The organism is Type-F symbiont of Plautia stali, from assembly GCF_059731105.1.
Window position 1 is genome coordinate 3,282,468 of sequence record NZ_AP035909.1, and the last position, 17,872, is coordinate 3,300,339.

Sequence of the window (17,872 nt, forward strand, 5' to 3'; positions counted from 1 at the left end):
ATCATGGATGTGAACTCTCCCCCTCTCTTCTATCCTGCTGCGCTCAGTCGATCGACCAGACCACTGCGTCGCTGCGTCTGCAGCTGCACGGCGCGCTGAAACACACCCGGTTCGCTGTAGATGGTCAGCTGACGCCGCGCGCGCGTAATGGCGGTGTAAACCAGTTCGCGGGTCAGTACCGGCAGAGACTGGGTTGGCATGACCAGCGCAGTGTGGTCAAACTCCGATCCCTGTGATTTATGCACCGTCATGACCCAGGCGGTTTCATGTGAGGGTAAACGGCTCGGCTGAATCGCTTTGATCGTGCCATCCGGCAGCGGGAAAAAGACCCGGAGGTTGCCCTCATCATCACGAAGCGCAATGCCAATGTCGCCGTTAAACAGGCCGAGCGCGCTGTCATTGCGGGTAATCATCACCGGCCGCCCGGCATACCAGCGGCTGCCGATGCCAGGACGACGGAGGCGCTGCAGCTGCATCAGCCGCTGTTCGATGCGCTGATTCAGCCCCTGCACGCCAAAGGGGCCGTCTCGCAGTGCACAGAGCAGCTGATAACGGCCAAACGCCGCAATCACCTCTGCGGGTGAGGCCTGCTCCCTGATCAGCTGCAGGAAGGGCTGATAACCAGCGGCGACTTCATCCAGCATCGCCTGATAGGCTTCCGCACTGTCCAGCGGCTGATAGCTGACATCCTCATAGGCCTCAGCAAACACCGCCCTGACCTCCTCCGCGTCACCACGATTGATGGCTTTTGCCAGCAGACCGATGCCGGATGAGGCGTCAAAACGGTAACTTTTCTGCAGCAGGCAGATGCTGTCGCGCACCGTCGGCGCCTGCAGGTCGTCACTGCCCTGCAGGGTGCAGCCGGTCAGCAGGGCAAGCTGTTCTGCCCGCGCCTGGCTGTAGCCACTTTCGGTACAGCGGCAGATGTCGCCCAGTACCGCCCCCGCCTCAACCGAGGCCAGCTGGTCGCGATCGCCCAGAAACACCACGCGGGCATGCGGCGGCAGCGCGGCAATCAGTTTGGCCATCATCGGCAAATCGACCATCGAGGCTTCATCCACCACCAGCACATCAAGATGCAGCCGGTTACCGGCATGATAGCGCAGGCGCTGGGTATCAGGTTGCGCGCCCAGCAGGCGATGCAGGGTCGTGGCTTCAGCAGGAAAACGCTGACGCTCTTCGTCACTCACGGCCAGATCCTGCAGTGCCCTGCCCAGAGATTCGGTCAGCCGCGCGGCAGCTTTACCGGTCGGGGCCGCCAGCTGGATCCGCAGCGCGCCGGGATGCAGACGAATCAGCGCCGCGAGCAGTTTCGCCACGGTGGTGGTTTTCCCGGTGCCGGGGCCGCCGGAGATCACCGCCGTCTTGCGGGTCAGCGCCACCGCTGCTGCAATCTTCTGCCAGTTTTCCGGCTGGTCACCAAACAGGCTGTTGAGCACCTCACCGGCGGCACGCATATCCAGCGCGGAGGTCATCTCCTGAGCGGCAAAAAAGTCGGCAACCCGGCCTTCGCTGTGCCACAGACGATGCAGGTAGAGACGCTGATTGCTCAGCACCAGGGGCGTCACCCGACTGCCGTCGCTGACCGCCGACCAGTCAGCAAGACGAGCTGACCAGTTATCGGGCGCACCAGCAGCCTGCCAGATCGCCTGAGCCAGTGCAGGCTGCCGGCCGGCAAACAGCCGGGCTTCACAGAGGTTGCTCAGCGGTAAACAGACGTGCCCCTCGCCCGCCTCGGCGCTGACGCAGGCCGCCGCGAGCAGCAGCGCAGGCTGTGATTCAGCGGCCACAAGGCGGGCAAACTGAATATCCAGCGGACGCAGGAGACGTTTGTCGACTGCCTGCAGCAGCAGACTCAGCATGTCACTCATCCTCTCTCTCCGTTCTTACCAAACAGTGCATCCATCTCCTCCACACACTCTGCGGAGGGGCGGGTAGCAAAAATGCCGTTGTCGGGCGAGCTGCCATCCATCCCGCGCAAAAACAGATAAAAGACGCCGCCAAAATCGCGATCGTAGCGGTAATCCGGCAGGCGATGGGTCAGATAGCGATGCAGCGCCAGCGTATAGAGCTGATACTGCAGATCGTAGCTGTGCCCGATCATCGCCTGCGCCATCGCCTCCTGGGTGTAAGCGCTGTGGCTTTCCCCCAGCCAGTTCGACTTGTAGTCGAGCAGATAATATTTTCCCTGCCAGCGGAAGACCAGATCGATAAAGCCCTTCAGCATGCCCCGCACCTGACGAAAATCCAGCGAGGCAGCCTGCTGAGAGAGGCTGTCGTGCCGCCGCAGCAGCGCATCCAGCCCGGCTGCCGTCAGCAGATTATCGATCGGCAGATAAAACGCCATCTCGATCAGCCGTTCGCTGCTTTTGATCGCCGACAGCGTCAGCCCCTCCGCGTTGAGCGGGGTCTCTAACACCCGCGCGATCCACGCCTCCAGCACCGGCAACCAGCTCAGCGGGTAGCCATTGTGCTGCAGCTGATCTTCCAGCCAGATGCGGTCCGGCGGTTCAGTAAAGTCGATAGACTCAAACAGGCCGTGCAGAAACGTACCGGGTGCCGCACCGCGCGGAAAATGGTGCGGCGTCAGTGCCGTCTCTTCACCGCTCTCCTCTTCGCCCGCCGCGTCAATATCGAAGCTGGGCAATGCATCCAGCAGCGGCGAACTGTGGTGCTGCTGCAGGCCGGAATAACTGGTGACCCGCCAGACATCCGTTCGCGCCTGAGTCACGACGCGGCTGCTCAGGACGTCGTCGCCCGGCTGCGCATCCTGCCATCGTTCGCCGGGCAGCAGATCTGCCTCGACCAGCGCAATGCCCGTCCCGGTTAACGCCTGCAGAGAACGGCTGAGCTGCTGCGCATCGGCCGCCTCGCCTTTCTGAATCAGATAGCCGAGCGCGCTCTTGTGCAGGTCGCTTTCGCCCTCTTTTTTGCGCGTGCCTTTAATCAGCGGCGCAATCCCGACGCTGCAGTGATACACCGAGCGGGTCAGCGCCACATAGAGCAGGCGCAGATCCTCTGCCAGACGCTCCTCTTCTGCCAGCGCCAGGCTTTGTGCATCGCCCTGAACGTCCAGCAGAGCCGCAAAACTTTCGCGGTCGTGATAAAGCGCACTGGCCGCTTCGCGGAATCCGGCAGCAAACGGCAGCCAGACCAGCGGGTATTGCAGCCCTTTCGATTTGTGGATGGTGATAATCTGCACCAGGTGGCGGTCGCTCTCCAGACGCAGCTGCTGGCTGGCGGCCTGGCTGTTCGGGCGGGCAATCTGCTGCGCCAGAAAACGCACCAGCGCGTGCGGGCTCTCCAGCTGCACTGAGGCTTCCTGCAGCAATTCCCCCAGATGCATCAGATCGGTCAGGCGCCGCTCTCCGTTCTCCGACGCCAGCATATTCTCCGCCAGCTGCCGTTTGATCATCACGTCGCGCAGCATCGGTAACACGCCGCGCTGGTGCCACAGCTGCTGCCAGACGGCAAACTGCTCGACCAGCGCATCCCAGTCGCGTTCATTCTGGCTCAGCGTTTCCAGCGTCGCCGCATCAATGCCAAAGATAGAAGTCGCCAGCGCGCTGCGCAGTAAGCGCTCCTGCTCCGGGGCCTGAATCGCCTGCAGCAGCCAGAGTAATTCACGCGCTTCCGGCGTGGTATAGACGCTGTCGCGGCTGGAGAGGTAGACCGAGGGGATCGCCAGCGCATTCAGCGCATCGCGGATTAAGGTGGCTTCATTGCGGCTGCGCACCAGCACCGTGATATCGGAAGCCCGCACCGGCTGCAGCGCCTCACCTTTTCCTGCAAAGGCGCGCCCCTGCTGTCCGGCCACCAGCCAGCGGCTGATGTCGGCGGCACACTGCTGCGCCATAAACTGCTGATAATCACTGCTGCCGACGCCCTCACCGGGTTGCAGCCAGAAGCGTAACGCCGGTTGCGGCTGCCCATCATAAATCAGTTTCAGTGACTGATTGGGTGCCGCAGGCTGCACCGGCTGAAAAGGGATTGCCGAGAACAGGAACGGTGACTCAAGCTGAGAGAAGAGGCGGTTAACGCTTTCGACCATTTCCGGCGAAGAGCGCCAGTTCGTATCCAGCGTGTAGTGAGCACTGACTTCGTTTCTGGCCCGCAGATAGGTAAAGATATCCGCGCCGCGAAAGGCGTAGATCGCCTGTTTCGGGTCACCGATCAGAAACAGCGCCTGCTCCGGCTGATTCACATAGAGCGTGCGGAAAATACGATATTGCTGCGGGTCGGTATCCTGGAATTCGTCAATCAGGGCGACCGGGAAACGCGCCCGGATGGTTTCCGCGAGCAGAACCCCGCCAGGCTGTTGCAGCGCCTCATCCAGCTTACTGAGCAGGTCGTCAAAACCTAACAGCGCCCGCAACCGCTTCTCGCGCTGAACCGTAGCGCGCACATCGATCAGCGCCTGAGCAATGATCACATCCCGCAGCGACAGCGGCTCTGCCAGAAACTGGTCGATGGCCTCAAACAGGGCGTGGCGTGGTGCTTCACCCTTTTTGGTTTTCTCCTCCAGCACCTGCTGGCCAAACCGCTCCAGCTCCTTCGGCAGCTGATAATCCAGCGTCTCACTGCTGGCCCACTGGGTGACTCTGGCGACCCAGTTGGGCAGATGTTTACTGCTGTAGCTGCGCTTATCCACGCCTGAGGCGCTGATGATGCCTTCAACGTCGCGACTCAGCGCCTGCCACTGCTGTTTGATGGCGTTGATGCGCGCCAGATTGCGGGCATGGCGGGAGGCCAGCGTCTCATCGGCCGCGGGCGGTCGTTTCAGTCCTGGCGTTTCGCCCTGGAGCCAGGGACGCAGCGTGTTCAGCAGGCTGTCCGGCCCGCTCCACTCTGCGGCGATAATCCGCGCCACATCCAGCGACAGCGGATAGCACTGGCGACGCCAGAAGTCGGCGGCGGACTGCTTCAGCAGCGCCTGCTCATCTTCGATCAGCTCCTGCTCAAACAGCATGCCCGACTCAAACGCATTCAGATTGAGCATCCGCTGACAGAAGCCGTGGATGGTAAAGATGGCGGCTTCATCCATCTGCCTTTCGGCGGCCAGTAGCTGCGCCGCGGCCTGACTCAGATCCGGCATCTGCTCCAGTAATCGCTGATGCATCGGATTGCTGCTTTTGCCGCGGATACAGGCCAGACGCAGCTGGTGGATGTTCTCGCGGATACGGCCGCGCAGCTCGGCGGTGGCGGCCTCGGTAAAGGTCACCACCAGAATCTCTTCAACCGAGAGCGGCCGGCTATAGGCGTTTTCTTCGCCCAGCCCCAGCAGCAGGCGCAGATAGAGCAGGCCAATGGTAAAGGTTTTTCCGGTGCCCGCAGACGCCTCAATCAGCCGCTCACCCCTGAGCGGCAGCGTTAAAGGATTCAGCGATACGGGGGGTAACTGCGTCATTGGGTCTCACTCTTTACCGGCAGCGACTGCTGCAACTGCGCCACTTCATTCCAGGTTTTCCAGCCAGGCTGCCGGGCATAATCAATTTTGCCATTGTTACTGCCCGCAATCTGCGAGGTCATGACCATGCCATTATGTTCGATAACCGCCTTGCGGAAAAAGTCTGCCACGCTGGCCGGGGTGAGCAGCTGCACCTGCTCTATCACTTTCTGCCGGGTATCAAACGTCTCATTCTGACGATCGAAGTCACGGCTGTAACGATCGGCTTCTTCATCCAGCGTCTGGGGACGCTGCTGCAGGTCATTGATCATCGCCTGCTGATACTGCGCAAAATCGGCCTGGCTCATGTTGCGCAGACGTTTTTCCGCCTCGGGATAGAACGCCTGGTAACGCTGCAGCAGCCAGTCAGGTTGCCGGCTGTTACTCTGCAGCAGGAAGCCAACGCCCCACTGTCGGCCGACCGGCATCTGGAAGGCAAACACCGCATAGCCGAGCTGCTCTTTTGTGCGCAGCTGGTTGTAGAACCACGGCTGCACGATCTGGCTCAGCATGGAGCTGTTGGCCATGCTCTGATATTCGCTGTAGCCCAGCGGAATATAGAGCGCGGCAAGCGCCGAGTCGGTACTGCTGCCCGGCTGCTGCAGATTGGCCTTCAGCGGTTTATCGAACGAGACATACTGACTCTGCCAGTCGCGGGTCGCGTGACTCTGCATCTGCTGTTTAAGTTCATGTCCCAGCTGCGTCACGCTGTCTGCACTGAGGTTGCCGACCACCAGCATCTCTGGCGTCGCATCGCGGAACAGCGCGTCGCGGTAAGCCGTCACCTCATCAAGCGTGATCGTGCTGACCAGTCTGCGGCGCGTCTCGCGCTGGGTATAAGGCAGCTGAGAGAGCATCTGCATCGGCTGAATCGCCTGTTCAAACGCCTTGCCCTTTTCCGCCGCCTCCAGCCGCTCCAGATACCAGGATTTTGCCTGCGCCAGTTGCTGCTCTGTCGGCTGGAAGTGGGCATACCCTTCGACCAGTTTCTTCAGCAGCACCGGCAGGCGCTGCGTAAAGCCGCTGGCATTGAACACCAGACCTTCATCTTCACCGGTTGAAAAGCTGATGCCGCCCACCGAAGCCTGCGAATTAAGCTCGTCCAGCGCCAGGCTGGAGAGGTAGTCATTCAGGCCGAACAGCACCTGCTGACGCGCATCGCTGATGGCGTGCCTGTTGCGTAAGGCCAGGGTGATCGCCGCCTTTGGCTCGCGGGCATAATAGCGGCTGGGCATCCAGTAAATGCGCATGCCGTCGTCGTTAGCCAGTCTGACCGGATGCTGCCAGGTTTTACCGTCAGCGGGCAGCAGCGTGAAGTCGTCCGGAATATAGGGGTTCAGCGCAGGCATTGCCAGCGCGATCTGACTGGCGCGCTGCTGCCAGTCAGCAAAGGTCTGCGGCGTGATTTTCTCTGCCTGATAAGGCGCGTCCACAAAGTAGGCTTTTTTGTTGTGCGGCTCCTGCGGGCTGATGTACCAGATACGCGCACGTTGCGGCGTCATCTCCTGCAGGCGGGCAGCGATCGCGGCGGCATCGTACTGATCGGCCAGGTAAGGCGCATCCAGCGTGTGTTCCACCGGCACCCGCAGCATGGTGTCGGCCAGCCACTCAATGTAATCCATATCGCGGGTGATGGAGGGATAGCGGAAGTCGAGTGCCAGGACGTGAGAAACCTCATCGAAATAGCGCTTATCGTCGCCCTGCTGACGCAGCAGATTGATGTAGCTGAATACCGCCGCCACCACTTCATCACGCTGCGCCAGGCCTTTATCCGTCAGGGAGACCGTAATGGCAAACACGCCGCTGTTACGTTCGGTCATCGGGTCGGCGCCGGCATTGACACCGTCCGCCAGCCCCTGCTTCTGCAGCCAGTCGGTCAGCGTATTTTTGCTGCGGTTACTGATTAAGTAGCTGATCAGCGTGTCCGTTTTACTGCGAAAACGATCGCTGTTGTTGCCGATGCGAAATTCAATTTTGAGCTGCTTGCGCGGCTGGGCGGGCACATAGTGAATGATGATGCCCTGCTGCGCATCGGTGACCACCGGTACTTTAATCTCCGGCACGCTGGCATGGTGATTTTTGATGCGGCCAAAGGTTCTGGCCGCAATCGACGCCAGCTCCGGCAGCGGTTTGTTGCTGTAGATGACCGCCTTCATCAGGTTGGCGGAGTAATGCGTGTGGTAGAAGTCCAGCAGCGCCTGGTGCAGTTTACTGCCCGGCTTATCTTTCAGGGTCTCTAAATTACCGCCAGAAAAACGCGACGCCGGGTGTGCCGGGTTCAGGGTTTCGGCGCCGACCTGAGCCATGCGCAGGCCATCACGCGCGCGCGCCATGGTCAGCTCGGCATTGACGGCGTGACGCTCGCGGTCAGCGTTGACCGGATCCAGCAGCGGTGCCGCCACGGCATCCGCCAGGCGGTCGACCGCCGGTTCCAGCGCCGCATTTTCCACTTCCAGATAAAAGGCGGTGCGATAAGAGGCGGTGCTGGCATTGTGGCTGCCGCCATGCTTTTTCAGGAACTCGGCCAGGTTGTCCGGCTGCGGGTAGCGCTTTGAGCCCATCAGCACCATATGTTCGAGGTAGTGAGCCAGTCCCGCCTGCTGATCGGGATCGTCCAGCGATCCAATCGGCAGCGTCAGCGCCGCCAGCGATTTCGGTGCCACCGGATCGGACACCAGCAATACCGTCAGTCCGTTATCGAGACGGATGGCCTGATAGTTTCGGGGGTCCTGGTCACTTTTGCGAATGGTGTCGTTAAGTGGCTGCCAGCCTGCAGATGTCTGCGCCAGGGCGGTGCAAGCCACCAGGCTCAACAGTAGTGCCGCTATCCAGCGTGCGTGTAGCCGCATGTAAACCCCTCTTGTTTCCCGATAAGCCGCCAATTACTGACGCGGCGGCTCAAAGCCAGGCAAAAATTTCTGTGTGTGTAGTCAGTCTGCAAAATGCGCTCTGACCTGCTATTCATCATCCTGATGTGCGGCCAGCACCGGCAAATACCAGCGCTGCGCCGCCTCAGTGATCTGCTGCAGTTGCGCCTCATCCAGCACGCGGCAGAGCCGCTGCAGATAGGGGTCGCTGCCTTCACCCTCCACCTGGTAGCTGCCAGACCAGGCCGTCAGCAGGCGATTGCGCGCCTTCAGCTGCGTGGCTTCATCCGTGAGTAACTGCTGGCTCTTTTTGTCGTAGCTGGCGGTCAGCCACGCACCGCCACTTTTGCTGAGCAGCATCAGCGGCTGACGCAACCCGTCGAGGTAACCGGCGATATAGTCATTCAGGGCGGCCATCGCCTCTGACTGCGGCACGGCAGGAAAACACCAGCGGCTCTGCTGGCGGCCATACATACGGCTGCTGCCGGTGCCGCCCAGCGCGCAGTAAATCAGATGCTCCAGCCAGAGCAGCAGGCCATCGTTCATGTTGAGGACGCCAGGCCGCCAGCGCAGGAGCCCGTCGCTCTGCACCTGCGTCAGCCAGCCGGTTAAGCTGACCTGCTCCAGTTGCAGATTCACTTCCCAGCTCTCGCCGTCGCTGCGCTGGTTCACCACTTCCGCCGCCACTTCCTGCATCTCATCACGCTGCGCCTGCCAGAAGAGTTCGCCAAATGCGCCGTAGGGCAGATTACCGGCGGCGCGATGGTGCGCATAGAGCCGCTGGGTATCCTCGCCTTCGACCAGGGCATTCAGCAACTGGGCATTGATCTGGTAACGCTCCAGGTTGTCGAGCGCAAAAGGTTCGCTGTCGGGCAGCTCATCCTCCTCCAGCCAGAAGCTCACGCCGAGACGCTGGTGGAACCAGGCGCGAACCGGGTGCCGCCAGAAACGCAGAAAGGCCTCTAAGGTGAGTGCATCGATGTCCGGGGCCGTCAGCGGCTGGACAAATTCGGGTTGCGGCTGCCCCGCGCCTTGGGCGGCAGGCAGCCACTCGCGGGCGAAGCTCTGCAGTCTGGCGGCAGGCTGGAAGTTCTCAGCGGCAAACGGCATCCTGCTGTTGAGGTGCTGCAGATGCGCCCGTACCCGTCCGGCACTCTCATCCAGCTCCAGATGACCATCCCCCTCCAGGTAAAAACTCTGTCCGATGTAATCCAGCAGTTCTGTGACCAGCACCGAGGGATAGCGTTCCGTATTATCCTGAATCGCCCGGCCGATATAGCTGATGTAGAGCTGCTGCTGAGCGGAGAGCATTGCCTCAAGAAACAGGTAACGGTCATCATCACGGCGGCTGCGGTCGCCTTTACGGGACTGCTGCTGCATCAGATCAAAGCCTAACGGCGCAAGCGTGCGCGGATAGACGCCGTCGTTCATCCCCAGCAGACAGACCAGCTGGAACGGTATTGAACGCATCGGCATCAGGGTACAAAAGTTGATCTGCCCGGCCAGAAAGCGCTGGCTGATGCGCTGCTGATCGAGCCGGCTGCGCAGGTCGTCGCGCAGCAGCGCCACCGGGATCGCCTCCTCAAACCGCGCATCCATCCCGTACTGAATCAGTTGCTGCCACTGCTCTTCCACCAGCAGTAAAGCGGCCTCGGTTTCCGCGTCAGGCGTGAAGAAGGCGTTCAGCAGTTCCCGGCACATCGGCAGCCACTCCGCCAGCGGGCGGGGTTCCGCCAGCCGCTCACGCCAGTGATTCAGCCGCGCGAGCAGCTCAGCCAGATGGCCCGCCAGCTCCCCCACCAGGCCACTCGACTCGTCATAAGGCAGAATCCCCTCCCAGTCGCCGTTGTGGCTCTCCATCGCATAACCCAGCAGCATACGCTGCAGGCCAAAGCGCCAGGTGTGCTGGCCGGTAATCGGCAGTGAGAGGGCTTCAACGCTGGCATCATCCAGCCCCCAGCGAACGCCTGACTCGCTGACCCAGCGCCGCAGCAAACGCAGGCCGCTTTCATCGATGGCGAAGTGAGACGCCAGCGCCGGCACATCCAGCAGCGCCAGCACATCTTCTGAGACAAAACGGCTGTCCGGCAGCGCCAGCAGATGCAGAAACGCCACGATAGCCGGATGCGCCTGACTGGCTCGCCGGTCTGAAATCGCAAAAGGCAGATAGCGATCGGCGGGTGCATTGGCGAACACGGCCTGAATGAACGGTGCATAAGCGTCGATATCGGCCACCATGACAATAATGTCGCGTGCTTTCAGCGTCGGATCAGCCTCCATCATCGCCAGCAGATGATCCTGCAGCACCTCAACTTCGCGCTGCGCACTGTGGCAGACCTGCACCACGATCGAACGATCCGCCGGATCGAGGAGGCGCTTGCGATCGCTGTGCGCCAGTTCCGCCGCGTTCAGCCCGATGATGGCACTGTCCAGCAGATTGAGAAGATCGTACTGCATGCAGTGCAGCAGGTTGTCCGGCTCTACATCCACAAAGGCATCGATGTCGTCGCTGGCATCCATCTGGCTGAGCAGAAAGAGGTTGTCACGCCCCAGCTTGCCCCAGGAGGCCAGCAGCGGATTCGTCAGTTGCTGTTCACCGGCTTCGTTAAACAGCTGCGGCGCCTGCTCTGCGTCCCGGAACAGCCCACGCGCCGCCTCAGCGTCATGGCGGCGGCGCTGACGGCTTTGCAGCTTCGCCAGGAAGGCATAGTCCTGAATGTCGCCCCAGTAGTCGCGGCAGGGATTGGTAAACAGCAGGTGGATGTCGATGTGACGCCCCAGCGCCTGCAGCGCCTGCAGATAGATCGGCGGCAGTGCGGAGATACCACAGATAAAGACCCGCCTGGGCAGGTTTTCCGGCGTGCTCTTCGCCTGCTCCAGCGTGCGGATAAATCGCGCATAGAGATTCGCGCGGTGCCATTCCGGCTGTCGCAGCGTGCGGGTGTAGCTCACCAGATCGCGCCACAGGGCGGCCTGCCAGCGCTGCGCTTCGCCCAGCCCGTCGATACTTTCGCCGCGCTCCCAGCTGTTGAGCCAGTCAGCGCGATAGACCAGATACTGGTCAAACAGATCCGCGACACGGGAGCTGAGCTGAAACAGTTTGCGCTTGTCGCCGTCGTCATGGAGATAGTGACGTAAGGAGGTAAACTCCTCCTGCTCCAGCATCACCGGCAGCCGGTGCATCAGCTTCCAGCTCATACTGGCCTTGCTGAAGGCACTCTCTACCGGGATGTCGGGCAGCACGCGCACGAACATCTCCCAGATAAAACTGGCGGGCAGCGGAAATTCGATGTTGGCTGCAATCCCAAAGGTCTGCGCCAGCTCCATCTGCAGCCACTGCGCCATACCCGGACTCTGCACCAGTATCATTTCTGACGCGAAAGGGTCATCAAGAGGATCATGTTTAATCACCGCAGCCGCGAGAATCTTCAGCACATCAAGCTGATTTGAGTGATAGACGTGAAACATGACAACTCCTGTGGTAACTCAGAACATGACTGCGGTATTGCGGCCCTGTCACTTTACCGCGTATCGCTGTTGAAACCCATCAAAAGGGCGTCCCGCAGGCGTTAACATCGCAGTCGGCTCAGGGAGGCATGACGCCCGAAGGGACCGGTGACGTCGGCCCGTTCCAGCATGCAGCCCGCGGGACCCGGCTGCTGTTGCAGCATGGATTGCCAGCCCGCAACCTCATGCCCCGCCAGGCGCTGTTCAGCGACGTACCAGGCCTCCTGCTGCGCCCACTGCTGACTGAATCCCCGCGCCAGAGCGCGATGATAGTGCAACAGCGTGCTGCTGCTTAATGCCATCAGCAACAGAGCAAATAACACCTCTGGCAGGGAGAAGCCTGCGCCTTTACAGACAGGCGGCGGGAGGGGTGAGCGGGCAGTAGTCAATCCAGCCGTGCGGCAACGCGCGTATCTGATTGTCCCGTAACCGGACCCACTGCCAGACCGCCATGCCACTGCCGCTGGCTTCTCCTTTAAGCAGACCTTCATCTTTTTCACTCCGTTGCAGGCAGCTGACCCAGCCCTGACGCACCTCCTGCTGACAGCCTGACTCCGCATGCGCTGACCAGCTCAGCGTTAAGCCCCATTGCAGCGCAGACTGCGCCCGCCAGAAATCCTGGATAAACTGCTGTTCATCCGCCAGCACGCGCATACCCTGCTCTGACAGCCTGCGGCTGGCGTGCAGCGCCACGCTGCCCATCACCATGATCATCAGAACCATGCCCAGCGCGCTGCTGCCTCGCTGCTTCACAGGTTCTCTCCTTCTACCCAGTGCTCTGTCATTTCGTGCCAGCGTCCGGCCCGCCCCTGCAGCGTGATCCTGATCTGTCCGCCCTGCCGGCTGACGCTGAACTGCTCCACGCGCATAAACGCGGGGTCGGAGAGCCGCTCCCAGCCCGCAGAGTGACACTGGTCCACACCCCGCTGCATCTCCAGCTGCTGCTGTCGCAGGCGATAGCCGTAATAGTCACTTTCGGCATGGCCGACCCCTTCCCACTTTCCATTGCTGTTTTCATCCCAGCGCAGCAGCAGGCAGTTCTCCTGCAGAGTGAGTGCGCCACTGCCGCACTCGCCGTGACAGTAACCGGCACGCCGCACCGCCTTTTCCAGGGTAGCCATCATCTGCTGTAACTCCTGACGCAGTTGTGCCCGCTGCAGCATCCCGGCGTTCTCTGTCAGCAGCCGCGGCAGAAGCCGCCCGGCACTCAGCATCACAACCGCGCTGATGGCCAGGGCGACCAGCATCTCCGGCAGGCTGAATCCGGCGACTTTCAACGGCAGTTCTCCTCATCGTTCAGGCAAAGACGAATACGGGCTCTGGCGGAGATAATCAGCCAGATGCGCCCGGCAGCATTGCCCAGCTCAATGCTGCCCGCCCTGGCGACATTACGACGACCATAAAAGCCCGGTTCACCACGCAGCGCATACAGCGTTACCCCGGCATGGGGAGCGATGAAATGGAGCCGTTTTCCCCCTTCACAACCGGCCGCAGGCAGGCGGCCTGCCCCGATACACCAGGGGATGCCCGGCTGCGACCACAGGATCAGGTCACGGTTTTGCCGGTTGGCCTGCGCACGCAGCCGCAACAGGAAGCCCTGCAGTTGCTGTGCGCTGTCGCGCAGTTGCTGCCGCTGTTGCCAGCGCTGCCAGCCATGCAGTGCGGCAAGGCTCAGCATGCCGGCAATCACCATCACCAGCAGCAGCTCCGGCAGGGTAAAACCCCGAACGTTTGCACTTTTCATGGCATTAGACTGGCGGGAATGAGCGGGTGAGACAAGGCGCAGCGTCACGGGCTGAAGAGGCTGTCGCAGAGAACCGGCGTGACAGACAGACAATCTCAGGGAGCGTGCGCGCGATGCCGCAGATGTTCCGGACAACAGGCAAAAAAAAGCCCCGGCGGAGTGCGCCAGGGCTTGATGTTTATCGCGGGTCAGATGGCGACGGGGGCTTTGATCGCAGGATGCGGATCGTAGCCTTCAATCTCAAAATCGTCGAACTGATAGTCAAACAGTGACGCCGGTTTGCGTTTGATAACAAGCTTCGGCAGCGGGCGCGGTTCACGGGTCAGCTGCAGACGCGCTTGCTCCAGATGGTTGCTGTAGAGGTGCGTGTCACCGCCGGTCCAGACGAAGTCGCCCACCTCCAGTTCGCACTGCTGCGCCACCATATGCACCAGCAGCGCATAGCTGGCGATATTAAACGGCAGGCCCAGGAAAATGTCGCACGAACGCTGATAGAGCTGGCAGGAGAGCTTGCCGTTCGCCACATAGAACTGGAAGAAAGCATGGCAGGGTGCCAGCGCCATCTGGCTCAGTTCGCCGACGTTCCAGGCTGAAACGATGATCCGGCGTGAGTCGGGATCGCGCTTCAGCTGCTCCATTACCTGGCTTAACTGGTCAATTTCCTGACCGCTGGCCGTTCCCCAGCTGCGCCACTGTTTGCCATACACCGGGCCGAGATCGCCCTGCTCATCGGCCCACTCATCCCAGATGGAGACCTTGTTATCTTTCAGATAACCGATGTTGGTCTCCCCTTTCAGGAACCACAGCAGCTCATGAATGATCGAGCGGATGTGGCATTTCTTGGTGGTGACCAGCGGAAAACCATCCTGCAGATTGAAACGCATCTGGTGACCAAAAATTGAAAGCGTACCGGTGCCGGTACGGTCAGCTTTTGGCGTGCCTTCATTCAGCACATGCTGCATTAAATCCAGATACTGTTTCATTTTTCCTCGCGAAATTGTGGCTGCGGGCGACGACGATACGCCCAGATCATCATAATTATACCGGCAATAATCATCGGCACAGAGAGGATCTGTCCCATACTGATACCGCCTTCAAACAGGCCCAGCTGAGCATCCGGCTGGCGGAAGAACTCAACGATAATGCGGAATGCGCCATAGCCGATCAGGAACAGGCCAGACACGCTGCCCATCGGACGGGGTTTACGGATAAACAGGTTCAGGATGATGAACAGCACTACGCCTTCCAGCGCCAGCTCATACAGCTGCGACGCATGACGTGGCAGCACGCCGTAGGTGTTGAGCAGCGCCTGATATTGCGGATTGGTGGCGGCCAGCGCCACATCTTCGCTGCGGGAGCCGGGGAACAGCATCGCATAGCGGAAGTTCGGATCGACACGACCCCAGAGTTCGCCGTTGATGAAGTTACCGAGACGCCCGGCACCCAGACCAAACGGGATCAGCGGTGCAATAAAATCGGAGACCTGGAAGAAATTACGTTTAGTCCGGCGGGCAAAAATCAGCATCACCACAATCACCCCGATCAGGCCACCGTGGAATGACATGCCGCCATCCCAGACTTTGAACAGATAGAGGGGATTTTCCAGGAAAAGCGGCAGGTTGTAGAACAGCACATATCCAATGCGTCCCCCCAGGAAGACACCCAGGAAACCCGCATAAAGCAGGTTCTCAACTTCCTCTTTTTTCCAGCCGCTGCCAGGTTTGTTAGCACGGCGTACCGCCAGCCACATGGCGAAAACAAAGCCCACCAGATACATCAGACCGTACCAGTGAAGCGAAACCGGTCCAATCGAGAAGATCACCGGATCGAACTGCGGAAATGCAATATAGCCGTTATTCATCTTTCACCGTCTATTTTTCTACCCTGAAAAGGGGCGTTGTCAGGCACATAAATTAAGGCTGCGCATCATAGCACAGCCGGTTTTTTGAATTGTCGTGCAAATGTAAACACGAATAACGCGCAGAGGCAGAACGTGAAGATCGTGAGCACCCGTCCGGGACAGGACGAAAATTCAGTCTGTCAGGATGGCGCTTAGCGCCCGCCGCGAATCAGGCCACCCAGGCCGCGCCGCTCCATAAAGGCCGACACCAGATGGCGCACTTCGGTGGCGGTATGCGCATTCATTCCCTGCTCGCTGAGCTTCTGCGTTTCTTCGTGATCCAGATGACGCAGCAGATATTTCACCCGCGGGACATTTTTTCCGTTCATGCTGAGATGGCGATACCCCAGCCCGACCAGCAGCGCCACGCACATCGGATCACCGGCCATTTCACCACACAAACACAGTTCAATATTCGCGAGACGGGCTTCCTGCGCGATGGCATTCAGCGCGCGCAGCATCGCCGGATGCAGCGAGTCGTACAGGTTCGCGACGCGGGTATTGTTGCGGTCTACCGCCAGCAGATACTGCGTCAGGTCGTTGGTGCCGACCGAGATAAAATCGATCCGCGACGCCAGATGCGGGATCATAAACAGCATGGAAGGCACTTCGATCATCACCCCAATGCGCGGCGCGGGGATCGGATAGCCCAGCATCTCCTCCACTTCGCGACCGGCGCGATCGATCAGCCGTTTCGCGTCGTCGATCTCGTCGATGTGACTGATCATCGGCAGCAGAATGCTGAGATTGCCGGATGCCGCATTGGCGCGGAGCATGGCACGCACCTGCACCAGAAAAATTTCTGGCTGATCGAGCGTCAGGCGGATGCCGCGCCAGCCCAGGCAGGGGTTCTCTTCACTGATCGGCATATAGGGCAGCTGCTTATCCGCCCCGACGTCCAGCGTTCGCAGCGTGACCGGCTTGTTGTGAAACAGCTGCAGCATGCCCTGATACTGCGCCACCTGCTCCTCTTCCGACGGGAAACCGTTCTGCAGCATAAACGGAATTTCGGTGCGATAGAGCCCGATGCCATCCACCCAGCTGCCGAGCGCCTGCTCATGCTCCGGGCTTAATCCGGCATTGAGCATCACCTGCACCCGCTCGCCACTTTTCAGTTCGCCCGGCTGATCGACGACCCCTTCCGCCATCCTGCTCAGCGCATTCTCTTCGCTGATCAGGCGCTGATACTCCTGCACCAGCACCGGCTCCGGATCGATCAGCAGCTCACCGCGATAGCCATCGACAATCAGCAGACGTTTGTTGAGCTGATGCGGCTGGATATCCGCGCCCATCACGGTCGGGATCCCCATCGCCCGGGTCAGGATCGCCGCATGGGAGTTGGCTGCACCATCCCGCACCACCACGCCTGCCAGCCGCTCCTGCGGCAGCTCAGCCAGGGTCGTTGCGGTCAGCTCATCGGCCACCAGTACGAAGCGTTCCGGCCAGGCGTTAGTCCCGACCAGCGAGTCATCAAGGTGAAACAGCAGACGCTGGCCCAGCACCCGCAGATCGCCTGCGCGTTCACGCAGATAGTTATCCGTCAGGCTGGCGAACTGCTTAGCAAACTTCTCGATCACCTGTCTGACCGCCCACTCGGCGACCGATCCGCGTTCGATCTCATCGAACAGATCTTTCTTCAGCCGGGCATCGGTCAGCAGGTGGGAGTAGAGGTCGAAAATGGCCGCGCTCTCTTTCTGTGCGCTGGCGCTGAACCGTTTACTGAAGCGGCGAAATTCACTCGCGGCTTCGGTCATGGCGATCGACAGTCGCTCGCGCTCACGCTGCACATCCAGCGTGGAGGCGGCGGAAACCTGATCGAGCAGCGGCTGCGTCTCATCGACCCAGCCAGGTGCCACCGCCACGCCAGGCGCGGCCGCAATCGCGCGCACCCGCGTCTGCCGGAACTGACCAAACAGCTGGCCCATCTGAGACTGCGACAGCAACGCCGCCATCTGGGTCGCCAGGGTGACCAGAAACGACTCTTCGCTTTCATCAAACTGACGGTGTTCGCGCTGCTGCACCACCAGCACGCCCAGAAGCTGACGGCGGCTGATAATGGGCACGCCGAGGAAGGAGCGATAGCGCTCCTCTTTCACTGCGGGGATATATTTGAAGCTGGGGTGGCTCTGGGCGTCTGCAAGGTTAATCGGCTCGGCCAGACGGCCCACTAAACCGACGATCCCCTCGTCAAACGCCAGCGTCACAGTGCGGCCACGCGGTTTTTTGAGTCCGCGCGTCGCCATCAGGTAATAGCAGCGACGATCGTGGTCGGCGAGGTAAACGGAACAGACTTCCGTTTCCATCGCCAGACAGATCTCATTGACCAGAATGTCGAGTGCTTCATTGAGACGCGGCGCACTCGCCACTTTTTCTACAATTTCGCGCAACTGAGTGAGCATAAAGGGCGT

Annotated in this window: 11 protein-coding genes; all 11 read right to left on the reverse strand. The window is 60.5% G+C overall.

Going from position 1 to position 17,872, the window contains the following annotated elements; translation table 11 throughout:
* Positions 1 to 29: 29 nt before the first annotated feature.
* The 11 genes from recD to ptsP all read right to left on the reverse strand — a co-directional run bounded on the left by recD (position 30) and on the right by ptsP (position 17,863).
* Positions 30 to 1,871 (reverse strand): exodeoxyribonuclease V subunit alpha, encoded by a 1,842-nt coding sequence (gene recD, locus AC6I7A_RS15600; RefSeq protein WP_058958013.1) that lies wholly within the window; start codon positions 1,869 to 1,871, stop codon positions 30 to 32.
* A complete protein-coding gene (gene recB / locus AC6I7A_RS15605; protein ID WP_058958014.1) occupies positions 1,868 to 5,407 on the reverse strand; it encodes an exodeoxyribonuclease V subunit beta in 3,540 nt (1,179 codons plus the stop codon). The genes recD and recB overlap by 4 nt, the downstream gene beginning before the upstream one ends.
* Positions 5,404 to 8,295, reverse strand: a complete 2,892-nt coding sequence (gene ptrA / locus AC6I7A_RS15610) for a pitrilysin (protein WP_058958015.1) — start codon at positions 8,293 to 8,295, stop codon at positions 5,404 to 5,406. Before ptrA ends, recB begins: the two co-directional genes overlap by 4 nt.
* A gap of 108 nt (positions 8,296 to 8,403) precedes the next feature.
* Complete coding sequence (gene recC, locus AC6I7A_RS15615; protein ID WP_058958016.1) at positions 8,404 to 11,781, reverse strand: exodeoxyribonuclease V subunit gamma; 3,378 nt, start codon at positions 11,779 to 11,781, stop codon at positions 8,404 to 8,406.
* 101 nt (positions 11,782 to 11,882) lie between these two features.
* Positions 11,883 to 12,122 (reverse strand): prepilin-type N-terminal cleavage/methylation domain-containing protein, encoded by a 240-nt coding sequence (locus AC6I7A_RS15620; protein WP_058958035.1) that lies wholly within the window; start codon positions 12,120 to 12,122, stop codon positions 11,883 to 11,885.
* Between the two features lie 46 nt (positions 12,123 to 12,168).
* Positions 12,169 to 12,573 (reverse strand): DUF2509 family protein, encoded by a 405-nt coding sequence (locus AC6I7A_RS15625; RefSeq protein WP_058958017.1) that lies wholly within the window; start codon positions 12,571 to 12,573, stop codon positions 12,169 to 12,171.
* The gene (locus AC6I7A_RS15630) at positions 12,570 to 13,097 is read right to left on the reverse strand and encodes a prepilin peptidase-dependent protein (RefSeq protein ID WP_195910820.1); all 528 of its coding nucleotides are present in this window, start codon (positions 13,095 to 13,097) and stop codon (positions 12,570 to 12,572) included. Before AC6I7A_RS15630 ends, AC6I7A_RS15625 begins: the two co-directional genes overlap by 4 nt.
* Entirely contained in the window at positions 13,094 to 13,564 is a 471-nt protein-coding gene (locus AC6I7A_RS15635) for a prepilin-type N-terminal cleavage/methylation domain-containing protein (protein WP_058958019.1), read from the reverse strand. Before AC6I7A_RS15635 ends, AC6I7A_RS15630 begins: the two co-directional genes overlap by 4 nt.
* A 188-nt stretch (positions 13,565 to 13,752) precedes the next feature.
* Positions 13,753 to 14,547 (reverse strand): thymidylate synthase, encoded by a 795-nt coding sequence (gene thyA, locus AC6I7A_RS15640; protein WP_058958020.1) that lies wholly within the window; start codon positions 14,545 to 14,547, stop codon positions 13,753 to 13,755.
* Positions 14,544 to 15,425 carry a prolipoprotein diacylglyceryl transferase gene (gene lgt / locus AC6I7A_RS15645; RefSeq protein ID WP_009087037.1) on the reverse strand — a complete coding sequence of 294 codons (882 nt, stop codon included), beginning with the start codon at positions 15,423 to 15,425 and terminating at the stop codon, positions 14,544 to 14,546. The genes thyA and lgt overlap by 4 nt, the downstream gene beginning before the upstream one ends.
* 191 nt (positions 15,426 to 15,616) lie before the next feature.
* The gene (ptsP, locus tag AC6I7A_RS15650; protein WP_058958021.1) at positions 15,617 to 17,863 is read right to left on the reverse strand and encodes a phosphoenolpyruvate--protein phosphotransferase; all 2,247 of its coding nucleotides are present in this window, start codon (positions 17,861 to 17,863) and stop codon (positions 15,617 to 15,619) included.
* Between the last annotated feature and the right edge of the window lie 9 nt (positions 17,864 to 17,872).

Bases quoted from the DNA above. Each gene is read 5' to 3' on its own strand.
- recC (WP_058958016.1), bottom strand. From the start codon at position 11,781: ATGTTTCACGTCTATCACTCAAATCAGCTTGATGTGCTGAAGATTCTC.
- thyA (WP_058958020.1), bottom strand. From the start codon at position 14,547: ATGAAACAGTATCTGGATTTAATGCAGCATGTGCTGAATGAAGGCACG.
- ptrA (WP_058958015.1), bottom strand. From the start codon at position 8,295: ATGCGGCTACACGCACGCTGGATAGCGGCACTACTGTTGAGCCTGGTG.
- recD (WP_058958013.1), bottom strand. From the start codon at position 1,871: ATGAGTGACATGCTGAGTCTGCTGCTGCAGGCAGTCGACAAACGTCTC.
- recB (WP_058958014.1), bottom strand. From the start codon at position 5,407: ATGACGCAGTTACCCCCCGTATCGCTGAATCCTTTAACGCTGCCGCTC.
- AC6I7A_RS15635 (WP_058958019.1), bottom strand. From the start codon at position 13,564: ATGAAAAGTGCAAACGTTCGGGGTTTTACCCTGCCGGAGCTGCTGCTG.
- AC6I7A_RS15620 (WP_058958035.1), bottom strand. From the start codon at position 12,122: ATGGCATTAAGCAGCAGCACGCTGTTGCACTATCATCGCGCTCTGGCG.
- lgt (WP_009087037.1), bottom strand. From the start codon at position 15,425: ATGAATAACGGCTATATTGCATTTCCGCAGTTCGATCCGGTGATCTTC.
- ptsP (WP_058958021.1), bottom strand. From the start codon at position 17,863: ATGCTCACTCAGTTGCGCGAAATTGTAGAAAAAGTGGCGAGTGCGCCG.